25 protein-coding genes are annotated in these 20,282 nt (G+C 47.8%); 2 read left to right on the plus strand and 23 right to left on the minus strand.

Annotated features, from left to right (window positions below; genetic code table 11):
- Nucleotides 1-3: 3 nt before the first annotated feature.
- From BQ7397_RS06270 to BQ7397_RS06315, 10 genes are all read right to left on the minus strand, one after another.
- Nucleotides 4-789 (minus strand): polyprenyl synthetase family protein, encoded by a 786-nt coding sequence (locus tag BQ7397_RS06270; protein WP_083703443.1) that lies wholly within the window; start codon nucleotides 787-789, stop codon nucleotides 4-6.
- Entirely contained in the window at nucleotides 770-973 is a 204-nt protein-coding gene (gene xseB, locus BQ7397_RS06275; protein ID WP_077075262.1) for an exodeoxyribonuclease VII small subunit, read from the minus strand. Before xseB ends, BQ7397_RS06270 begins: the two co-directional genes overlap by 20 nt.
- Nucleotides 963-2,294 (minus strand): exodeoxyribonuclease VII large subunit, encoded by a 1,332-nt coding sequence (gene xseA, locus BQ7397_RS06280; protein ID WP_077075263.1) that lies wholly within the window; start codon nucleotides 2,292-2,294, stop codon nucleotides 963-965. The genes xseB and xseA overlap by 11 nt, the downstream gene beginning before the upstream one ends.
- Nucleotides 2,281-2,781, minus strand: a complete 501-nt coding sequence (gene nusB, locus BQ7397_RS06285; RefSeq protein ID WP_144019981.1) for a transcription antitermination factor NusB — start codon at nucleotides 2,779-2,781, stop codon at nucleotides 2,281-2,283. Before nusB ends, xseA begins: the two co-directional genes overlap by 14 nt.
- A gap of 16 nt (nucleotides 2,782-2,797) precedes the next feature.
- Entirely contained in the window at nucleotides 2,798-3,166 is a 369-nt protein-coding gene (locus BQ7397_RS06290) for an Asp23/Gls24 family envelope stress response protein (protein WP_077075265.1), read from the minus strand.
- Nucleotides 3,167-3,240: 74 nt separating this feature from the next.
- Nucleotides 3,241-3,852: a ribonuclease HII gene (locus BQ7397_RS06295; RefSeq protein ID WP_077075266.1), complete on the minus strand. Its 612-nt coding sequence runs from the start codon at nucleotides 3,850-3,852 to the stop codon at nucleotides 3,241-3,243.
- The gene (gene ylqF, locus BQ7397_RS06300; RefSeq protein ID WP_077075267.1) at nucleotides 3,833-4,696 is read right to left on the minus strand and encodes a ribosome biogenesis GTPase YlqF; all 864 of its coding nucleotides are present in this window, start codon (nucleotides 4,694-4,696) and stop codon (nucleotides 3,833-3,835) included. Before ylqF ends, BQ7397_RS06295 begins: the two co-directional genes overlap by 20 nt.
- Nucleotides 4,686-5,528 carry an HAD-IIB family hydrolase gene (locus tag BQ7397_RS06305; protein WP_077075268.1) on the minus strand — a complete coding sequence of 281 codons (843 nt, stop codon included), beginning with the start codon at nucleotides 5,526-5,528 and terminating at the stop codon, nucleotides 4,686-4,688. Before BQ7397_RS06305 ends, ylqF begins: the two co-directional genes overlap by 11 nt.
- A 48-nt stretch (nucleotides 5,529-5,576) precedes the next feature.
- Nucleotides 5,577-6,386: an ABC transporter permease subunit gene (locus BQ7397_RS06310; protein WP_077075269.1), complete on the minus strand. Its 810-nt coding sequence runs from the start codon at nucleotides 6,384-6,386 to the stop codon at nucleotides 5,577-5,579.
- Complete coding sequence (locus tag BQ7397_RS06315; RefSeq protein ID WP_077075270.1) at nucleotides 6,386-7,651, minus strand: ATP-binding cassette domain-containing protein; 1,266 nt, start codon at nucleotides 7,649-7,651, stop codon at nucleotides 6,386-6,388. Before BQ7397_RS06315 ends, BQ7397_RS06310 begins: the two co-directional genes overlap by 1 nt.
- A 121-nt stretch (nucleotides 7,652-7,772) precedes the next feature.
- On the opposite strand from BQ7397_RS06315, the gene ychF reads away from it, so the two are divergent.
- Complete coding sequence (gene ychF, locus BQ7397_RS06320) at nucleotides 7,773-8,858, plus strand: redox-regulated ATPase YchF (protein WP_077075271.1); 1,086 nt, start codon at nucleotides 7,773-7,775, stop codon at nucleotides 8,856-8,858.
- Nucleotides 8,859-9,019: 161 nt separating this feature from the next.
- Nucleotides 9,020-9,478 (plus strand): IS200/IS605 family transposase, encoded by a 459-nt coding sequence (gene tnpA / locus BQ7397_RS06325; RefSeq protein WP_077075272.1) that lies wholly within the window; start codon nucleotides 9,020-9,022, stop codon nucleotides 9,476-9,478.
- A 184-nt stretch (nucleotides 9,479-9,662) separates the two neighbouring features.
- Here tnpA and BQ7397_RS09190 read toward each other — a convergent pair whose 3' ends face one another.
- The 13 genes from BQ7397_RS09190 to thrS form a co-directional block, all read right to left on the minus strand.
- Nucleotides 9,663-9,809, minus strand: a complete 147-nt coding sequence (locus tag BQ7397_RS09190; protein WP_159435163.1) for a hypothetical protein — start codon at nucleotides 9,807-9,809, stop codon at nucleotides 9,663-9,665.
- Nucleotides 9,810-9,813: 4 nt separating this feature from the next.
- Nucleotides 9,814-11,241, minus strand: coding sequence for a radical SAM/SPASM domain-containing protein (locus BQ7397_RS06330; RefSeq protein ID WP_077075273.1), 1,428 nt, complete (start codon nucleotides 11,239-11,241; stop codon nucleotides 9,814-9,816).
- The gene (locus tag BQ7397_RS06335; RefSeq protein ID WP_077075274.1) at nucleotides 11,238-12,071 is read right to left on the minus strand and encodes a hypothetical protein; all 834 of its coding nucleotides are present in this window, start codon (nucleotides 12,069-12,071) and stop codon (nucleotides 11,238-11,240) included. The genes BQ7397_RS06330 and BQ7397_RS06335 overlap by 4 nt, the downstream gene beginning before the upstream one ends.
- 155 nt (nucleotides 12,072-12,226) lie before the next feature.
- Complete coding sequence (locus BQ7397_RS06340; RefSeq protein ID WP_077075275.1) at nucleotides 12,227-13,003, minus strand: ADP-ribosylglycohydrolase family protein; 777 nt, start codon at nucleotides 13,001-13,003, stop codon at nucleotides 12,227-12,229.
- 91 nt (nucleotides 13,004-13,094) lie between these two features.
- Complete coding sequence (locus BQ7397_RS06345) at nucleotides 13,095-13,430, minus strand: CD1247 N-terminal domain-containing protein (protein WP_077075276.1); 336 nt, start codon at nucleotides 13,428-13,430, stop codon at nucleotides 13,095-13,097.
- 14 nt (nucleotides 13,431-13,444) lie between these two features.
- Complete coding sequence (gene efp, locus BQ7397_RS06350) at nucleotides 13,445-14,002, minus strand: elongation factor P (RefSeq protein WP_068457821.1); 558 nt, start codon at nucleotides 14,000-14,002, stop codon at nucleotides 13,445-13,447.
- Between the two features lie 73 nt (nucleotides 14,003-14,075).
- Nucleotides 14,076-14,978 carry a polymer-forming cytoskeletal protein gene (locus tag BQ7397_RS06355; RefSeq protein ID WP_077075277.1) on the minus strand — a complete coding sequence of 301 codons (903 nt, stop codon included), beginning with the start codon at nucleotides 14,976-14,978 and terminating at the stop codon, nucleotides 14,076-14,078.
- Nucleotides 14,971-15,492: a PulJ/GspJ family protein gene (locus tag BQ7397_RS06360; protein WP_159435164.1), complete on the minus strand. Its 522-nt coding sequence runs from the start codon at nucleotides 15,490-15,492 to the stop codon at nucleotides 14,971-14,973. Before BQ7397_RS06360 ends, BQ7397_RS06355 begins: the two co-directional genes overlap by 8 nt.
- Nucleotides 15,428-15,745 (minus strand): type II secretion system protein, encoded by a 318-nt coding sequence (locus BQ7397_RS06365; protein WP_077075279.1) that lies wholly within the window; start codon nucleotides 15,743-15,745, stop codon nucleotides 15,428-15,430. Before BQ7397_RS06365 ends, BQ7397_RS06360 begins: the two co-directional genes overlap by 65 nt.
- Nucleotides 15,732-16,175, minus strand: a complete 444-nt coding sequence (locus BQ7397_RS06370) for a type II secretion system protein (protein WP_077075280.1) — start codon at nucleotides 16,173-16,175, stop codon at nucleotides 15,732-15,734. Before BQ7397_RS06370 ends, BQ7397_RS06365 begins: the two co-directional genes overlap by 14 nt.
- Nucleotides 16,165-17,568, minus strand: coding sequence for a hypothetical protein (locus tag BQ7397_RS06375; RefSeq protein WP_077075281.1), 1,404 nt, complete (start codon nucleotides 17,566-17,568; stop codon nucleotides 16,165-16,167). Before BQ7397_RS06375 ends, BQ7397_RS06370 begins: the two co-directional genes overlap by 11 nt.
- Nucleotides 17,569-17,669: 101 nt before the next feature.
- Complete coding sequence (locus BQ7397_RS06380) at nucleotides 17,670-18,203, minus strand: SGNH/GDSL hydrolase family protein (RefSeq protein WP_077075282.1); 534 nt, start codon at nucleotides 18,201-18,203, stop codon at nucleotides 17,670-17,672.
- Nucleotides 18,196-20,100 (minus strand): threonine--tRNA ligase, encoded by a 1,905-nt coding sequence (thrS, locus tag BQ7397_RS06385; protein WP_077075283.1) that lies wholly within the window; start codon nucleotides 20,098-20,100, stop codon nucleotides 18,196-18,198. Before thrS ends, BQ7397_RS06380 begins: the two co-directional genes overlap by 8 nt.
- Nucleotides 20,101-20,282: the final 182 nt, after the last annotated feature.

Consider the following 20,282-nt stretch of genomic DNA (forward strand, 5'->3'; position numbering starts at 1 on the left):
CAATCACCTGTCCCGTTTCAAAATTTTATCGATCAAGGCTTCCGTCTCCTCGAATCGGCCGAGTGAGGTGAGAAGCTCTAAGCACTCTTCCGTGTATCGGGCGGCTTTCGTCAAGTAATCCTCCGGATTTACCTCGGCGCCGTCTTCTTCCAGATCGAAGTAGTCGTCTTGAAATTGATAGCTCAGGCCCAAGGTCTCCCCAACGCGGTACAGGATGTCGTTGGCTTCTTTCGATTTCCCCGCCAAGGCGCCGGCCATGGCGAAGCAAGCCCCTAAAAGGGCGCCGGTTTTTCTCTTGTAAATGACCTCGTCCCCCGACGATGCGCCGACGCGAATGTCCAGCACCTGTCCGTCCACCATGCCTACGGTGCCCGCCGCCTTAAATAAATATCTCATGGCGTCGATACCGCCGGCGGGATCCAAAGACGCCCCTTCGGCGGCAAGCTCCGCCGCCTGTGAAAGTAAGCCGTCGCCGGCGAGAATAGCCAGGGCTTCGCCGTAGGCCGTGTGGCAGGAGGGCTTGCCCCGTCTGAAATCGTCGTCGTCCATGGCGGGCAAGTCGTCGTGAATCAAGCTATAGGTGTGGATGGATTCCATGGCGGCGGCAAAATAAAAGGCCGCGTCGCCTTCGTAGCCCAAATCCTTAAGGACCGTATAAAACAGCGTGGGGCGAATGCGCTTCCCTCCCGTAAACAGGGAGTAGAGCATGGCTTCTTTTAATTCCTCGGCGGCCGAGGGGATGGCTTCATAATAAGCCTTCAGCCGCTCGTCAAATTTCGTCATCGCCATCCGCTTCCTCGCTTTCCGTCAATACGCGGACCTTTTGCTCCAGCCCCTTTAAATCTTTCTCAAGCTCCCGGTAAAGGGACGTGCCCTCTTCGTAGAGCTTTACCATTTCTTCCAAAGACAAGTCGTCGTTTTCCATTTTCTCGACGATTTTTTCCAGTTGATCCGATTTTTCCTTATAGTTCATGACCGTTCCTTTCTATGGACAGGACGCGGGTTTCGATGAACCCGTCTAAAAGATCGACGGACAACACGTCGTCGACCTTCACCTCTTTCGTCGAGCGTATGTATAAATTTCCCAGGCGAACCCGCGGCTTCGCCCGCTCTTTTCCAAGTGTTTTCATGCGATTGTCCAAGGCTTTTAAATCCCCGGAAGCCGCTTTAAGGGCTAAGGTCGCCGCCCGAGCCATGCGCTTGCTCCGAAGAGCCAAATCCAACCCTTCTCTTTCGGATCGCGCCTGTAAATTAACGGCCTTCATGCGAACGCCATAGCCTTTTAGAGCTTGCAACTTTAAATTAAACGACTGCTTCAAATGAAAATCCATGCGCTCTTTCAGGGCCTTCTGTGCCAAGCGCTTATTCATAATGGCATCCAAAGACACGGTTTGATAAAGCCGATGGGCAAGGCCTTCTGCTCGCCGTCTTCCCTCGTGGAGGGCGAGGGTAAGGACGTGATTCATGGACCGAAGCTGCGCACGCGCCGCGGCCAACAGATCGTCTCTGTGGCAGACGATGAGCTCCGCGCCGTGAGTGGGTGTCGCAGCACGTACATCGGCCACGTAATCGCAAAGGGTGGTGTCCACCTCGTGGCCTACGGCGGAAACCACCGGGTGGCGCCGCCCGGCCAAGGTGCGGATCAATGTCTCGTCGTTAAAGCAAAACAAATCCTCCATGCTGCCGCCACCGCGGGTGATGAGGATGACGTCCACGTCGTCCCGCTCATCCAATCGTTTAAAGGCCCGGGCAATGGATTCGCCCGCCCCTTCCCCCTGGACGAGAGTCGGCGATACGATGACGGAGACGGCGGGATTTCGATTGGCCGCCACCTGCAGGAAGTCGTGTAGTGCCGCCCCCGCCGTACTGGTGACAACGCCCACGGTTTGCGGCTTTTCCGGCAGGGCCATTTTTTTGTCCATATCAAATAGACCTTCTTTGCTCAGAAGGTCTTTTAATTTTAAAAAAAGTTTGTAGAGGGCGCCTTCTCCCGTGAGCTCCATGGTCTTGGCCACAAATTGCAGCCGCCCCGAAGGTGCGTAAATGGCGACGGAGCCCATCATCTCCACTTCCATACCTAATTGAAAGTCGAGTTCCATGGCTTCGGCATCCTCGTGATACATGATGCAGTCCATGCGGGCCTTATCGTCTTTCACGGTAAAGTAGACGTGGCCGCTGGCAGCCTTTTTTATTTCTGCCAGCTCGCCCTTTAAAAGCACGTGATTCAATAAGTAATCCGTCTTTAAAACTTTTTTCGTATATGCAAGAAGCTCGGATACACTAATGGGATTCATGGCCGCCTTCTCGGAGAATATAGCCTAAAATGCCGTTAACAAAGCGCGCACTGTCGGAGGAGCTGTACATTTTTGCCAAATCCACGGCCTCGTTAATGGAAACCGCAGGCGCAATATCGTCGTGATAGATGATTTCGGCCACGGCCACGCGCAAAATCGACAGATCCACTGTGGCAATGCGATGAATGGAGCCGTCTTTTAGGTGATCGGCAATAATTTTGTCGATGGCCTCTTTGTTGTCGACAATGATTTCCACGCTCTTCGTAATATATTCCTTCTCACCGGCGGTGAAGGGAATATTCGATTCGTCTTTTACGCGATCGGCTAAAATCTTTTCGTTAAAGACGTGGCGATACATCGTCTCGACCTCGTCCTTTTCCCAGACGCTTTCGAAATACGACTCCGCCACATCCATGGTAAATTCGCCTCTATGTTCCATGGCAAATAAAATTTGCATGGTTGCAATTCTAGACAGTTTTCTGCTCAAAGAAATTCCTTCCCTGTTACATGGATTGTTGTTCGTGGGCGCGCACGCCGTTAATATGAACGTTGACGGCGGAAATGTCCAGGTCGGTCATATTGCCCAGGCTTTCCTTAACGGCATCTTGCACTTCCTCCGCCACTTCGACGATGTTTCGTCCGTATTCCACGACGATGGAAATGTCCACGACGCTCGTTGTTTCGTCGGCCGTCACTTTCGTCTTGGACGGGGTTCGACCGGCAAGGAAATCGCCGATTTCTCTTTTCGTGGTATAGCTGTTATATACGCCGTCGACACGCAGCGCCGCTTCCTGAGCGATTCGCGTAATGACGTCGTCGGCTATTTTTACATTGGAATTCCCCGAAGGGTCAACAAAATATTTTTCAACCATTTCTGCCTCCTATTTTCCCCATTATACCATAAACAAGGGGCCCGAAAAAACTGCCGCCGAAGAGTTTGCCTGCTCTATGGCTTTAGAATCTTCCCGAGAAAGCTCCTCCGGTGCCCCGGCGTCGGACCCAGTGCGAGAATGGCCTCCCGATGCTGTTTCGTGCCGTAGCCCTTGTGCTTTTCGATGCCGTAGCCGGGATAGACCTCGGCCCACTCGATGCAGAGGCGGTCCCTGAATTCCTTCGCCAAAATAGATGCACAGGCGATGGTATAGGACAGGTCGTCTCCGTGAATAATCGGCTCTTGAATACAGTCCAGGTCCACGGTTTCCGCATCGATTAAAAACAAAATCTTCTTGTCGGGAAATTTATTGAGTGCCTCCTGTGCCGCCTCCTTCATGGCAAGGCGCGTGGCCTGCTTAATATTTACGGCATCGATAACCTCGGGGCTCTTTCTTGCAAAGGAATAAAAAATTGCACGCTCCTTAATGCTCACTTCCAAGACGGCTCTTTTTCTAGGAGATAATTTTTTCGAATCCGTGACGCCGGCGATGGTCTCATCCAAGGGCATCATAACGCAGGCGGCCACCACGTCGCCGAAGAGACAGCCGCGGCCCACCTCGTCGATGCCGGCGATGTAATCGTAGCCCTCTTTCAGCTTTTCCGAATCAAAACGAAGATCGGTCATGAACATCTTCCAAGCTGATTCGTCCCCATTTGCCGCCGCGAAACTCGTCTAAAATCAAGTGAGAGACCTTGGTATAGTCGATTTCGCCGCCGCGAATCAAGCATCCCCGCCGCTTGCCAATGGCATCCATCACCGCCACCGGATCGTCGAAGGTGTCGGTGAGATCGTAGCGCTTCGCCATGGCATCCATAAATTTTTCCATGGCTTCTTTTACCAATTCGTAAGCCAAGGTCTCCACGTCCATAATCTCATCTTTAATGGAGCCCGTAAAAGCCAAGTGGCGGCCCCGAATAGGCGGATCCAGCTTAGGCCAGAGAACGCCCGGCGTGTCTAAGAGATCAAAGGCCTTGTGATGGCGAATCCATTGATTTGTCTTTGTAATGCCCGGTCGATTGCCGATGGCGGCGGATTTTCTGCCCGCCACCTGATTGATGAAGGTGGACTTGCCCACATTGGGAATCCCCGCCACCATGACCCGGAGCTTCCGCTTCTCCATGCCCTTTTGCGCCTCTTTTTCCCGAAGACCCGTCACGGAATCCTCCAAGGCCTCCGTCAAACGCTTCTCGTTGATCTTCGACGTGGCGGACCAGGCAATGGCCGAGGTGTCGTCTTGCCCGTTAAAGTAGTCGATCCAACGCTCCGTCTCCTTCGGATCGGCCAAATCCGATTTATTTAATAGCATGAGCACGGGAATGGATGTGAGCACCTCGTCCAAGAGCGGATTGTAACTGCTGATGGGAATGCGGGCGTCCAGCAAAACCACCGCCACATCGCACTGCGCCTTCATGCTCTTCAAAGACTCGATGGTCTTTTTCATATGCCCCGGGTACCAGTTAATGTTCATCGTCCACCTCTTTTCTTATCATGGCATCGACTAATTTAAACGCGCCGTATTCCTCCGGCGGTTCGTCGCAAATTATATCCGCCGACGCCTTCACGTCCTCCGGCGCCGACGCCATGGCGATGCCGATGCCCGCGTGGGCGATCATGGCCTCGTCGTTTCGGTCGTCGCCGACAACGATCATCTCCTCGGGCACAATGTTTTTCAGCTCTCCGTAGGTGCGAAGGCCGCGCCACTTATTGCTGCCCTTGCCGATGATTTCAAAAAGAGATAGCTTGGGATCACGGCTCTTTAATAAGTGGGCCGTGAGCCCTTCCTCTTTGATCACGGGCTCGCGAATTAAATCCTCAAAGACCTCCGGCGTGGCATAGCCTGCCACGGCGAGGACGTCTTCTTTTAAAAGCTCGTCCAAGGTCATTTTTTTATACATGTTTTCGTAAAAGACCACGTAAGACGATTCTCGCTCCGTCTGCTCGAAAAGTGTGACCAAATCATAGCCCTTGTCGTAGCTGTCCACGTGAAAAATCGGGTGAAGGCCACGGGCTTCAATGGCCTGGGTTAATGGCCGGATCACCCCTCGGTCGAAGGCGTGTTTGTTCAGGGTCTCTTCGGAATTTTTATAGCGAATTAAATTCCCGTTATTTGAAATCAGTGCGAGCTCGTCATTATAGGGGGCCATTTCGCTTTTCAAGGAGCGATAGGGCCGTCCGCTGGCGATCACCGTTTCGATACCCAAATCCTTCCACCGACGAATAAAATTCACCATGGTTTTGTCCACGGGTTGTTTTCTCGCGGCAATGGTCCCGTCGTAGTCCAATGCAATCAATCGAATCATAATCCTCCAGGAATAAAAGAGCGACTCATTGAGCCGCTCCCGTAGTTATTAAAATTTTAATTCTTTGCCTTTGTAAATAATACAGCCGATGCCCCAGAACAGAAGGCCGAGGACAATGTTGGCGATCATGCCGATCCACTGAAAATCGCCGCCGCCCATGCTTAACGGGTTCAATGCCGTGAAGGGGAAGAACGCGGCAATGGCTTGCGTCGCACTTCCCATCAAGACCAGAGCCGCCCAGATGATGACGAAAAGGATAAACAGAAGCAAGCTTCCTCCTTCCGCATGAGATGAGCGGGACGAGATGGACGAGTAGAAAAAGCCGATGCACAAAAATTCAAAGCCCAATAAGAGCAGGCAGATGAAAATTTGCAGCATGACCAAGGCTAAATTTCGAATGTCGTGTACGCCGAAGGCATAGGCCGAAACAAAAGCCACGACGAGGACAAAGAGCAATACGAGGCCGTAGTGCACCATATCGGCACTGAACTTGCCGCTGTAAATTTCCGTCCGCGTAATGGGATTGGCGTAAAGGTACTCGATGGTTCCGGCGCTTTGTTCGCGAGACAAACTTTTGGCGCCCAATTGAATGGCGAAAATCGCAAAGAGAACGCCCAAATATTGGAAAATAAAGGGAATGTAATCCGTGAACTTGTCAAAGGCGACTTCGCGACCGAAGCCTAAAACCGGCTGCATGTTTTCGGAAAAACCGTCGCGAAAACCGTTGGCCAGAGACAAGAGATTGTTGTCTTGTAAAAGCGGAAAGAAAGCCATTAACAAGCCGGTTAAAATCCCGAGAACCACAAACCATCCAAAGGCCTTGCCCCGGTTATTTTTCATTTCGAGATTAAAAACCATCACTCTTCCCCCTTTTCCGGATTAAAGTTGTATTTTTCCTCGACAAATTCGTCGGCATCCACCGGCTCGATGGGCTGCGTCTTGCGACTGTCTAAAATCAGCTCGTCGGAAACAATGACGTTCCCTTCTTCAGAGGATGCATCGTCTTTGGGCTCTTGAGGGGCATAAGCTTCGATAGGTTCTTCCGCAGCGCCAGCCCCTTCCGCTACGGGCTCGTTTAAAACAACGGTCGCATCATCATCGACGGCCGCAGCTTCGTCGGAGGCCGCCGTATCGTCGTCGACCTTTTCATTTATTTCGTCCGCATGGTAGGCTAGAATCGTATCTTCCCCGGCGGAGTCGTCGGCTTCGTCCTCAGCGGGGCCTGCCGATCGGTTGGCGTTTAAATCCTTACCGGATTTGAAAATTTCAACCTTGTCTTCCAGCTCGGCATCTTCCAAAACATAATTTTTAACCTTTTGTTGATGTAAAACCGTGGTCAGGGTCGGCAAATAGCCATCGTAGAAAAATTCCACATCGCCGGATTCATCTTTTAATAAGCTTGCCCCTACCTCTTCAAAGGCATTGACATTGATCAGCTCGTCGAAAATCCGAAGAATCTTGTCGTTGTTTTTCTTGTCCTTCAAATACTCGATGCCCGTCAAGCGGCCGCCGGCCAAATAGGCGCCGCGATCGCCGTAACGTTGCCCAATGGACATGTCGTCGGTGAGGAGCAAAACAGTTAAGCCTTCCGAGCTTTGAAGGCGCTTAATATGCGTAAACAATTTATCCAGCATGGCATGAGACAAATTCTTGGACGGATTGTCCAAAACCAGTAGCTTCGGTTTCGTGATCAATGCATTGATGATTGCCACACGTTTGCGTTCCGAATCCGTTAAATCGGAAAACTTATGCCGATTATCCAATTCGAAATATTCCATTAACGATTGAATGTCGTCCGTATTTTTTAAACCATGGAATGCCAATGTATTTTTAAAAATAGCCATGGGCTTCAAATTATCGTAAATCCAAACATCTTCAGGTACATAGCCGGTAAATTCCTTGACAGATTTGGATTCCTTTTGCCCGTCCATATCGAAAATACGAACGTTGCCCCTATTCGGCTTCAAAAAATGGAATAAGATGCGAGCTAGGGTCGTCTTGCCCGAGCCTTCCATTCCCATGATCGAAAAAATTTCTCCGTCGAACACTTCCAAATTAAAATCGTTGAAAACTAAATCCCGACGAAATTTTTTGGTTAGTCCGCTTACAACTATAGCACTCATGTGTCACCTCGCTTTTCCTTAACATTATACATGAACGGCTCATAAAATGAAATCGAATCCCATAAAATAGCGGTAAAAACTATGATATAATGAGCAGGATTAGGATTAGGGGGAAGATAATATGAAATTAGGAATTATCGGACTGCCAAACGTGGGCAAGTCCACTTTATTTAACGCCATTACCCAAGCAGGCGCCGAAGCGGCCAACTATCCCTTTGCCACCATCGAGCCCAATGTGGGCATGGTGGAAGTGAAAGACCGCCGACTCGACGTGTTGAGCGAAATGAGCCATTCGAAGCAAATTGTTTACGCCACCATCGAATTCGCCGACATCGCCGGCTTGGTAAAGGGCGCCAGCAAAGGCGAGGGCTTGGGCAATCAATTTTTGTCCCACATCCGCGAGGTCGACGCCTTGGTTCACGTGGTCCGCTGCTTCGACGACGGCAACATCATTCACGTTGAAGGCAGCGTCGATCCCGTAAGAGACATCGACACCATCAATCTGGAGCTGATCTTTTCCGACCTGGAGCTCCTCGAAAAGCGCCTGGATCGGGTGAAGAAACAAATGAAAGGCGACAAAAGCCTGCAGCCGGAAAAAGAATTGATCGAAAAAATTATCGCCGCCCTGGAAGCGGAAAAGCCGGCGCGGTCCCTGGAGTACACGGAAGAGGACTTGAAGCTCCTCTCCTCCTTCAGCCTTTTGACCATGAAGCCTGTCATCTACGCCGCCAATGTCAGCGAAGACGATGTGGTCACGGGAAATGATTACGTGGACAAGGTAAAGGCCTTTGCCGATCAAAGCGGCGACCAAACCATCATTATCTCTGCCGCCATCGAAGAAGAAATTTCTTCCCTCGACGACGAAAGCAAAGCGGAGTTTCTCGACGCCATGGGCCTTTCCGATTCCGGCTTGGATCGACTGGTCAAGGCTTCCTACACCCTTTTGGGCTTAATCAGCTTCCTCACCACCGGCGAAATGGAATCCCGTGCCTGGACCGTGAAAAAAGGTGCCAAGGCACCGGAAGCCGCCGGCAAAATTCATACCGACATCGAACGCGGTTTTATTAAAGCCGACACCATCGCCTACGATAAATTAGTGGAAGCCGGCTCCTTAGCAGCGGCCCGGGAAAAGGGCTGGATACGAAGCGAAGGCAAGGAATATGTCATGGAAGACGGCGATGTCGTCAACTTTAAATTTAACGTGTAAATCAAAAGGCTTAATCATGTCAAACCATGGTCAAGCCTTTTTGCATTAGAAAACCCCCGGTTAGACCGGGGGTTCCGTTTAGCTTTAGCGATAATTACCCGTTATTTCCAGCGTGATATGATGAGAGAGGTCTGCCAACCAATCACAATCAGAAGGAAATAATGACATCACTAAATCACACCCATAGTTTATCATACACAAAATGGAATTGTAAGTATCACGTAGTGTTTGCTCCGAAATATAGGCGAAAAGTATTTTATGGATCGAAGCGCTTAGAAATAGGCGCGATTTTACGCGAGTTATGTAGCTGGAAAGGCGTAAACATAATCGAGGCGGAAGTATGTCCGGATCACGTTCATATGTTACTAGAGATCCCACCCAAACTATCTGTATCTTCATTTATGGGCTTTCTAAAAGGGAAGAGCAGTATCATGATCTATGAACGATGGGGAGACATGAAATTTAAATATAGGGGAAGGCAGTTTTGGTGCCGAGGCTATTACGTTGATACAGCGGGAAAAAACGCTAAAAAGATTCAAGAGTATATACAGAACCAGTTGAACGAGGATCAAATAAGCGAGCAACTTACCTTCGACACGACAAACCCCTTCAAGGGGTAGCCGAGTAACGTCAGCACGGGCAGACCACCGACGCCCTTCAGACGCAGCTAGTAATACAGGCCCTTTGGGCCGAAAAAGAAAACCCCCGGCTATGCCGGAGGATGTTTATTCATGCTAAAGCGCACAAAAAAGACGAGGTGAGTATTTGTCCCACCCCATCTTTTGGCATAGCCTATTTTGCTTTTTACCAACCATTTGAACTTTCATCACCACCATAACAACAAGACCTATAGCCACAAGTTGATGATTGTTCAGCTCCCATACTTATAGGTTCTACATTAAGTTCTATTTCTTCAATCCTAGGTTCTACGTAATTAATCTTGTTTTCCATTTTATCACCTCCTTTCATTATTCTCAGCATAGCTATCTTTAGAAAATTCTTCAAATTTCCTTTTAGCTAAATCGCACCTGATTTTTCCAGGTTGGTCGATATTGCCTGTTTCTAGAATATTTTGAGCTGTACATGGATTGCATATAGGCAAATACTTGCATTCAACGCATTTATAGCCTTTCTTAGCTTTTATGAACTTTATATTCTGTATATCAGACCAGGCAGATGAAAAAGTTTGTTTTTTTAGGTTGTATTTCTCCAACCTATACCTACTACAAGGATTCAAAAACCCCCTATCATCAATTAAAAACCCCGTTGTACATATATCGCACATAAATAATGGAGGTGACTTTTGTTTACTATACTTGTTCTCTAATTTCGTAACATGATGTAATGTTCTAGTAAGATCCTTATTGTATTTAGCTAAATCTACAATTTCCTCATTCGTTATCCTGTAATTATAAACACACCTATCTCCAGTCAATGTAGGAAATAACTCTGCACTATACCTCATATCTAAACCAAAATCTTCACATAAACTAATAAAATCTTCAAATTGATGCATATTCTGCTTTAAAACAATAAATTTCAATTCAAGATTGATTCCTAATTCTTTAATTCGTTTACAATTTTTCATGAATTTATCGAAATTACCCCTTGTTTGAGTTACTTTGTCATATACCAAGGAACTTGTCCCATATACGGACGTGCTAAAGATTTGGGGTGGATATTTTTCAAACACATTGAACATGGTTTCCGGTATTATAGTCGCATTTGACAACAAAGAAATGATAAACCCTTTTCTTTTTGCGTATATATAAATTTCTGTAAAATCAAGTCTAGTAAAAATTTCACCTCCTGTAAAATAAATAAATAACACACTTGCTTCTGCTAATTGATCCAATATTTGTTTTATGTCATTAGTAGATAAATTGGGCTTTCTTTCAATGTCTTGTTGGTAACAATGTAAACAATTCATATTACAAAAGGAAGTTAACTCTATCCCACCATGTAACGGTATTCCTCGATCCCCTAGGCTTATATTCCATTCTTCCCAATCAAAGCTAGCCTTATTGAGTGTTCCTTCTTGCTTTAAACCATAGTCATCACTATTTAAAGTCTCTCCAACTCTAGCTTCATCTAATAAAATATAACCTAATTTCTTAAATTTATGTATAAATTTATTAATATCTTTTCTAATAGTTTCTTTTGAGTATGTTTCTGGAATCTGGAAATTCTCATATACAAAATCCTCTATATCCTGGAAATCAACAACTTTTTCCTCCTGTATGTATTTGAAAATATAATATGAGCTAATGTTCATTGATATAATGTTTTCTTTATATGCATAATCTTTATTATATAAGTCAATAATAAAGAACTTATCATCAATTTTTCTCAAAACTAAATCTTCTCTAGCCTTTAATCTCATATTTCCTGCCTCCTCAAGAAATATAAATTCAAATCTTTACCTGATTTTTTATTGACAATACCAATCCCTTCTAATAATAGATTTGAAAACTCTAACTCCTCTAAAATCTCATTAAAAGAATCTTCCTGAATCTTTGTTAGCCGAGTTATGCAGCTTAAAAAATTATCCCAACTGTTTCCCTCAACATAGAGTTTATAAATTGCATCTGTATTCTTGTAAAAATCAATTCCTAGTAACCTTAACCTAACAGATTCATTAGACAATGTGGGTTCTAACTCTCCCAATGTTTCATTGATTGATTGAATTTTTAAGCCATATAAAGCATCAGAAAAATATTTATTATCATATATATAATTTCCATTACTACAAAAAGAATGTTTTCTTAATTTAAAATGAAAAGTAGTTTTAATTATGCCGCCATTATTAAGTGTAATAGCTGCCGAAGACAGAGCAGATCGTTCATAATCTCTATTATTACTTATTCGAATTTTAGAAACTGCCTCAATATTCTTTATTTCTTCACTTTTTAATTCCCCAATCTTAGCTATTGATTCAATAAACATTTTTATATTTCCATTAGAGTAATTATGTGGTACTACTGTTAATTTCTCATATTTGCATGTTTTAGTGTATTCAACGTTTGGTGAAACAACCCCATAATCAAGTGATTTCAAATAATTCTTACACAAATCAGAAAGACTTTTTCTCTCTAAAAGCTCAACTACTGTTAATTGTTCATATACTTTCGATACATCAATTCCTTGGGGCGTGATATTTATTCCTAAATAAGTATTAGGTGAAACCCTTACATTTTCTAGTTTTTCAAGCATAAAATCATCCCTTCTGTCTTCATTATATATATATATATATATCGTCAATAAGAGGGATGCAAAAAAACCATGTGCACTAACTCCCAAAGGTTGGATTATTGCTTCAACTTTATGGGGTCACTCTAGTTTCTTTTCATGGTTAAGTCTTTTTTCGCCTATTTTTTTAAAATCGAATCGATCAGTTCTTTATTTTTTAACCCTTCGATCCAAGCGCCGGGAATGCTGTCGTAGCCGTAGACGATGCCTGCCAGGCCGCCGACCACGGCTGCGGTGGTATCCGTATCCTCGCCGAGATTCACTGCCGTAAGCACCGCTGCTTCATAGGAGCTCGTATTCATCAAACACCAAATAGCGGCTTCCAGGGTATGCAAGACGAAGCCGGAAGATTTAATTTCATCCATGCTTTTATTTTTTATCTCGTCGCGGTTAATCGTCTGTCCGTCAATTAGCATCCGCGCCAAATGCACGTATTCGACGCAGGCATCCGTGGAAATTTTATGAGCGTGGGTGATGGCCGACACCGCTCTGATTTCATCGTCCGTGGCATCGGTAAATGCCAGGGGCAATATGCGCATCAGCGATCCGTTTCCGTTGGAATAATAGTCGTCCAAGCCACTGCCTCGCTCCAAGGCCAGCCGCGTCGTCGTCCCCACATCAAAGGCGTCGCCGTCTGCCGTATACATTCCACGGTACAGCCAATCGCAAAAGTGCTTCGTCATATCGACAGAGTCGATACATTTCTTCTCTTTTATGGAATCCACTGTGGCAAGGGTCATGCTCGTATCGTCGGACCAGGTTCCCGGCGCCCGGTTCCACGTGCCGTAGCCCGTCATGCCCTCGCAACGAAAGGTCCCCCGCTCCCTGAATTCGAAGGGCACGCCCAACGCGTCGCCGACGGCCAGTCCATAGATGGCTGATTTTAGTTTACTCATGGTATAGATCTCCTATATTCTCACGATGATTATGTCATGCACCAATTGATTTTTGCAGCACAAAAAAACCGCCCATCGGCGGTTTTTTTAATTATTCAACGTCGTCTGCTTCTTCTTCAACATCCTCGAAGCCTTCGTCGTTGGCTTCATGATATTCGTCAAAGAAATCATAATCGTCCAGATCGAAGTCATCGTAATCGTCGAAATCATCTTCTTCGTAGACGTAGTCTTCCAATTCGGCCAGGTCTTCTTCTACGACATCGACGTAGCTTTCCAAATCTTCAAATTTTTCGTCGACGACTTCAGCCAATTCCGCTACGACATCGACGAGTTCCAATAAAATTTGGCCCTCTTTTGATGTGTCTTCAAGTCCTAATCCATCTGCTAACCCTTGGACATAGGCGATTCGTTGCAAAATGTTTTTCATAGTTGCCTCCTTGGCTACACTCTGGACATGTATTCGCCGGAACGCGTGTCAATGCGAATAATATCTCCCCGATCGACAAACAAGGGTACAAGTAAAGTGAAACCTGTCTCAACCGTTGCCGCCTTCGTCGCGCCGGAAGTGGTGTCGCCCTTGACGCCGGGTTCCGTTTCCGTGACCTCTAATTCGACAAAGTTTTCAGGTGTGACGTTAAAAGGCTTGTTTTGATAGATTTGGATGGTCGCCATGTCGTTTTCGCGCATAAAGTTCAGCGCATCTTCAACGAAATCTTTTTCGATGGGCATTTGTTCGTAGGTGTCATTGTCCATAAAGTAATAAAGCTCGCCGTCGGAATACAAATATTGCATTTGCTTCGTTTCTATAACGGCATTTTCAAACTTTTCCGAGGGGTTGAAGGTGGTTTCCTTCGCACCGCCGTTTAGAACCGAACGAATTTTTGCGCGCACAAAGGCCGCGCCTTTACCCGGTTTAACGTGTTGAAAATCCACGACTTGGTAGACGTCTCCGTCCATAACAAAAGTTACACCTTTTCTAAAATCACCAGCTGAGATCATAATTTCCTCCTTAATTGTACTGCGTGTTTATTATATCAAATTGAAAAATAACCCACAAGATGCGTAGCATCTGTTAGTAAAGCTTTTTTAAGCGAAAGCTGTTCGATTGGATGAAGTCGTCGAAAAAGCAAAAGACCTCTTCTACATTGCGAGGCTGGAAGTTGACGTGGATGGCATCGTCTTTTTCCCCGATCAACAGACCGTCGACGATCATTTGTCCCTCCACCGACGCCCCTTCTTCCCGTATGACGACGCCGCGCACGTGAATATCGCCTTTTATGCTCGCGCCTTTTTTCAGCCACAGGACGCCCTTAATGTCCATGGGCACGTCGAGGACCACGGGAGAGGCCACTTCCCAACGCAACTGAAGGGCGACGGGCGCAAGAGTCGCCCGGGACCCGTCTTCCAATACTTGGATAAAGTTATTGCCTTCCTTCTTCAGAGTCGACGGCTTGTCCGTCTTCCACCGGCTTGCCCAGTTTTTCGTTTCTTTTAAAAAGCTGTCGGCCAATGTTTTTTGCCACGTATCGTAGACGCCCCGCTCTTTCATTTCTTTCGTGCTGATGACGCCGTCCGGCTGCTCGAAAATCGGATTCACACCTTTAAACCGAAGGATGGCCTTACTGGGGATGCTCTTGTAGCTTGACTGCACTTCCAGCTGCACCCGGGTATAGCTCCCCTTTTCGACAAAGGGAGACATTTCCGCTTTTTTCACCGTGCTGGAGTTAAAGGCCGGGGCGGGTAGATCCAATTTCACCCGATGTTCCACCACATTTACAATCTGTTCTTTTTTTAGTTCTTCCTTGGCTAAGTAGACCAATGACTCGGAGTTGTAGGAGGATTGCTTTTCGTCCAATTCCGTGCGGAGCAAGAGAAAATTGTCTTCCAGTCGGGAAAAAATGACCAGCGCCAAGAGGCTTATAATAGCAAAAATAAATATCGCCAATAGGGCGATGGAACCGCGGCGCTTAGTCATATCTGCCTCGCAAGGCGACGACTCGTTCGCTTTCTTTTCCCCGTTTCATGTAAATGCGCAAGCACTCGCCCTCCCGTGTGAATTTTAAATCGTCGACGCCTTCAAGGATGACGGTGCGCGTGCCTTTGGTTAATATCACTCTTCCCTTATCGTATTTAAGATGATCGTGATCGGCGTATCGTGACAAGGTGCCGTCTTTAAGCAGATAGGATACGATTTTGTGACCGTCTTCTCCCTTTTCACGCACATAAAATTGCACGGCCCGATCTTGAATTTGATAGATCTCGTCGGCCGCCAACAGCTCGTCGATCATGGAGTTCATAGCAAATGTAACGTCGTTGTCCCTATTGATTCGCTTGCCGAATGTACTCGCGCCATAAAGACCGCTTAAAAGGATTTGGCTTAAGAGAACGACGATAATAGAACCGATGGCCATGGCCAAGAGCAGCTCAAGGAGTGTAAAGGCTCTTTTTCGGCCTGAGCGCCACAAGTATCTGCTTCCCGCTTTCGGCATCGAACACCTCCACTTTTTCCAGACGGGCGTCGTAGTCGCTAATCCGCACGTCCATTCCCTCTTTCGTGCGATCCTCATAAGCCATGTAGGATTCCATGGTATCGCTCGCCCGATCCAATTTGTTTCTCTTTCCCTCCTGGGCGCTGAGCTGCTTAGAGCTTCCACCCAAAAAAGCGCTCAGCATGACGGTGATCAGTCCGACGATGGCCACGGCCACCATCACCTCCAATAAGGTGAAGCTACTCTTTTTCATTGGCTTTCTCCATTCGAATGCGACCGTTAACGGGCGCCACGATGACATAATAGACCGTCTTTCCCACCTGAAAAGTCACGGTGCCGCTGTTGGACGGCCGCCCGGAGGGACTGAAGGTAAAGCTCGGCAATTTATTTGCCGTCGAATACTTTACAAGTTTTAACTCCTCTTCGTAGGGCACGGTTTTCGTCTTTTCTCCGTTTTCCAAGGCATAGGCCTCTGCGGAAAAAGTCATGGTCGTCTCTTTTCGTTGGGCCATGGCTCGGTGCCTCAGATCGCTCAACTCACCGGTCATGGTATGAATTTGGCGTTCAGCTTTAAATCGCCGAACGCCATTCAGACCCAAGACCCCGATGGCGATAAGCACCGCCACGATTGCGACGACGCATATCAGTTCCACGAGGGTCATGGCATTGCATTTATTTTTCATGGGAAAGGATTTGAACGTTTTTCAGGTTAATCGATTCCTGAACCGCTCCCCCGTCCATAAAGGTGTAGCGTATTTGATTGGCTCGGATGGTTCCGTCCATACCGTTTAAGGGGAAGAACAGTCGGCTGTAGCCGTCGTTTAAATCAATTTTTCTCGAAGCCAAAACTTCTTTGCTGTTGCCCGCAAGATCGGCCAAGATCAAGCTGAAGTTGCCGGCGGTTTTAGTCGTAGTCGGTATATCGATGCTGAATTCATAGCCGTTTTTCGGCAAGTAGATTCCGCCCGTGTCCAAATTAATGACGCGTTTCAGCCCTTCGGCCCCTTGATCACGTTGCGGAGTTTCGAATTTTACGGCGAGCACTTGATCTTTCTTTTCCACAGGCTTATCCGTATTTGTATTCCCTTGCGGCTCGCAGGTCACGGGCAGTCCGTCGACTGTCGATGCGGATATGACGGTATCCAAGATGGAATAGGTGCTTACGGCCGGAGCCAAGTAAACTCTTTCAGGCATCCTCGGCGGCGTTTCCGATTGAGGCTTGACCTGAGGCTTTGCCTGTGGCTGCGCTTGCGGCTTTGGTGCAGGCGTCTTTGCCGCAGGTGTCGCGGGCTTCGACGGCGTCGCAGGCGTCGTCGAAGCAGAAGGATATCTCGGCGTCCAGCTCGACGACGAGCTGCCGGAGGAATAGTAGCCGCTTCCGGATGATGTGGACGGCGTGGAGGGCGCGGTGCTTCCCGTACCCGGCGTGGCCGTTGTATCCGGCGCCGTAGGTTGTGCCGCTTCCGGAGCTTGAGTGTCAAAGGTTTTCGATGCCAGACTGTTGTCCACGATTTCGTAGGGAACCGACAAGCGTATGGATGAGGATTCCACGTCGGAAGGATCTCGATTGTAGCTGATGGAATCGATGTTCAGCTTGTAGGACACGCCTTGAAGGGTTTCAAGGTATTGGCTCAGGGTATCGGTAGAGCCGTAGTGATCAACCACTAAGTTCATGAGACCCGAATTTTCGCCGTCCGGTACCACTTCTTCACTGGTAATTTCCACATTGGGATCCGATGCAATATCGTTGGCAATGGCTTGTTCCACTTCCGTCTCTTTCAACGTGGTTTTTTCGTCGGCATAAGCACCGCCCGGGCCTTCCTGAGCGTGTGCCACGGAAGGTGTGGCCTTTAATGCCGCCTTCAGCGCTTCCTGTTGTGCCAAGGGCGCGTGAATAAAGGCGCCGTAGCCCGTGCCCGATGCCGCGAGAATTAATACGGCAGCTAAGGCCGCCTGTTCTTTTTTCGAAAAATTACCTTGTTTTATTCGACTGAGTGTATCCTTTAAAAATGGTTTCATTTCGCTGTTACGTTCGGGAATGTCCCCCTTGCGAGAAGTTAAAAAATCTAATTTCACACCATCACCTCTTCCGATTATTGTATCAAAGGGCATCTGCCCTGTCGATGGAATTTCCGTGAAATTAGAACAAAAAAGAGCCTGCGGTGCAAGCTCTTCTTTTAAAAAATATTTTCCTCCATGCCGTACTCGTACACGGCATGGGCAATCAGCCCGTGACCTTCAGGCGTCAAGTGGATGCCGTCGATATAAAGGGTCGGGTCTTTTGGGATCACGGGATCCAAATGCAGACCCTCCGCTTTTTCGTTAAGCTCCTTTAGCTTTTCCTGAAGAGAGTGGATCATATTGAGCCCGACAAAGAGCTCCTCCTCCACGATGACCGGCGTCGGCGGCAAAATAATCAGACAGCGTGCGCCGGCTTTTTTTGCGTAGGCCTTTAGGCTCTCGTAAGACGCCATGACCTGCGCCACGGTGCCTTCGCCTATAAAGTCGTTGGCGCCGCCTAAGACCAGAAGCACGTCCCCCGACTCGAGAGTCGGCGGGTACTCGGAAAGCTCCGTAATCCATGCGCCGTTCATGCCTAAATTGGCAATGGGACGGTTCAGAAGCTTTTCCAGTCGACTGACCCAGCACTGATCGTAGTCCACGCCATAGCCTGCCACATAGGAATCGCCGAGGGCAAAGATTTTAGTCAATTTTTTTGCTTTCGATTTCGGCCTTCAATTCACCTAAGAAGTCCTTGAGGTCCACGTCGCTGCGTTCTTCGCCGTTGCGGTTACGAACGGAGATCTTTCCGCTTTCCACTTCTTTTTCGCCGACGATAACCATGTAGTTGACCCGTTCCATTTGTGCATCGCGGATCTTCTTGCCGATCTTTTCGTTGCGTTCGTCGTATTCGGCGCGAATGCCGGCATCGGATAATTCTTTGGTTACCTTTAAAGCGTAGTCTTCGAACTTTTCGCTGATGGGAAGCACTTTAACTTGTACCGGTGCGAGCCACAAGGGGAATTTACCGGCGAAGTGTTCGACTAAGATACCGAAGAACCGTTCCATGGAGCCCATGAGGGCGCGGTGGCTCATAACCGGTTGTTTCTTTTCGCCGTTCTCGTCGATATAGGTCAGCTCGAAGCTTTGGGGCATTTGGAAATCCAATTGAATGGTGCCGCATTGCCAGGTACGACCGATGGCATCGCGAAGGTGGAAGTCGATTTTCGGTCCGTAGAACGCGCCGTCGCCTTCGTTGATTTCGTAGTCCATGCCCTTGCTGTCCAAGGCCTTTTTCAGTGCGTCGATGGCCATATCCCATTGCTCGTCAGTGCCCATGCTGTCTTCCGGACGGGTGGACAGTTCCACCGAATAGTCGAAGCCGAAGGTGTTGTATAATTCGTCGGCCAAGTCGATGAGCTTAATTACTTCTTCTTGAATTTGGCTGGGAAGCATGAACACATGGGCATCGTCTTGAGTGAAGGTACGAACTCTGAACAGGCCGTGGAGAGCACCGGAAAGCTCGTGCCGGTGCACTTGACCGAATTCCATGAGCTTAATGGGGAAGTCTCTGTAAGAGTGCATGGATTGTTCGTAAACCAAAATGGATCCCGGACAGTTCATGGGCTTAATGGCGTAGTCTTCGCCATCGATTTTGGTGAAGTACATATTGTCGCGGTAGTGATCCCAGTGACCGGAACGGTGCCACAGGTCTTCGTTTAAGATCATCGGCGTTTTGATTTCGCCGTAGCCTCGCTCGATTTGCAGCTTGCGCCAGAAGGTTTCAAGCTCGTTGCGTACGAGCATGCCCTTCGGGTGGAAGAAGGGGAAGCCCGGGCCTTCGTCGCGGAAGCTGAACAGATCCAGCTCGCGACCGATCTTTCTGTGGTCGCGGCGTTTCGCTTCTTCCAGGCGTTCCAGATATTCGTCTAATTCTTTTTTCTTCGGGAAGGAAATGCCGTAAATCCGTTGCAGCATTTTATTCTTTTCGTCGCCGCGCCAGTAAGCGCCGGCAATGGAGGTCAGCTTCACGGCCTTAATGTCCTTCACATTTTCCAAATGGGGTCCGCGACACAGATCCACATAGTCGCCTAATGTGTAGATGGAAATTTCTTCATCGGCGGGCAGATCTTCGATGAGCTCGATTTTGTAGGGCTCGTCTTTAAAAAGCTCTTCCGCTTCAGCTTTTGAAAGGACTTTTCTTTCGAAAACCGGGCCTTCTTTCACGATGGCCTTCATTTCGTGTTCGATTTTTTCCAGATCGTCGGTGTTTAATTGCTCTTCCAAATCGATGTCGTAATAAAAACCGTTTTCGATGGACGGACCGATGGCAAATTTCGTATTGGGCCACAGGCGCTTGATGGCATAGGCCATTAAGTGAGCCGTGGAGTGCCAGAAAATTTGCTTCCCTTCGTCGTCGTCGAATTTAACGACCTTCAAGGTGCCGTCTTCGTCGACAAAATCGTGTTTTCCTAAAATAACGCCGTTGTAAACACAGCCGACGCTGGCCCGTTCCAAGCCTTCCGAAATATCGGCGATTAATTCTTTTACAGACTTCTTCGATTCGTATTCTTTTACACTTCCGTCAGGGTACGTAACTTTGAACATCATTCACCTCATTAAAAAAACCGACCGTCCCCAAAAGGACGATCGGTACCGTGGTTCCACCTTCATTGCTTCTCAAAACATGTAACACCTGTTAAGCGCTGCCGATTAAGGCAGACGTCGGGGTTGGTTTTCCACAAAGTAAGAGCTTTCACCGTCCTCTTTCGCTAAGGGTTTGTGTACTC

Origin of the sequence: Aedoeadaptatus urinae (genome assembly GCF_900155585.1) — a bacterium.
GTDB classification, from domain to species: Bacteria; Bacillota; Clostridia; order Tissierellales; family Peptoniphilaceae; genus Aedoeadaptatus; species Aedoeadaptatus urinae.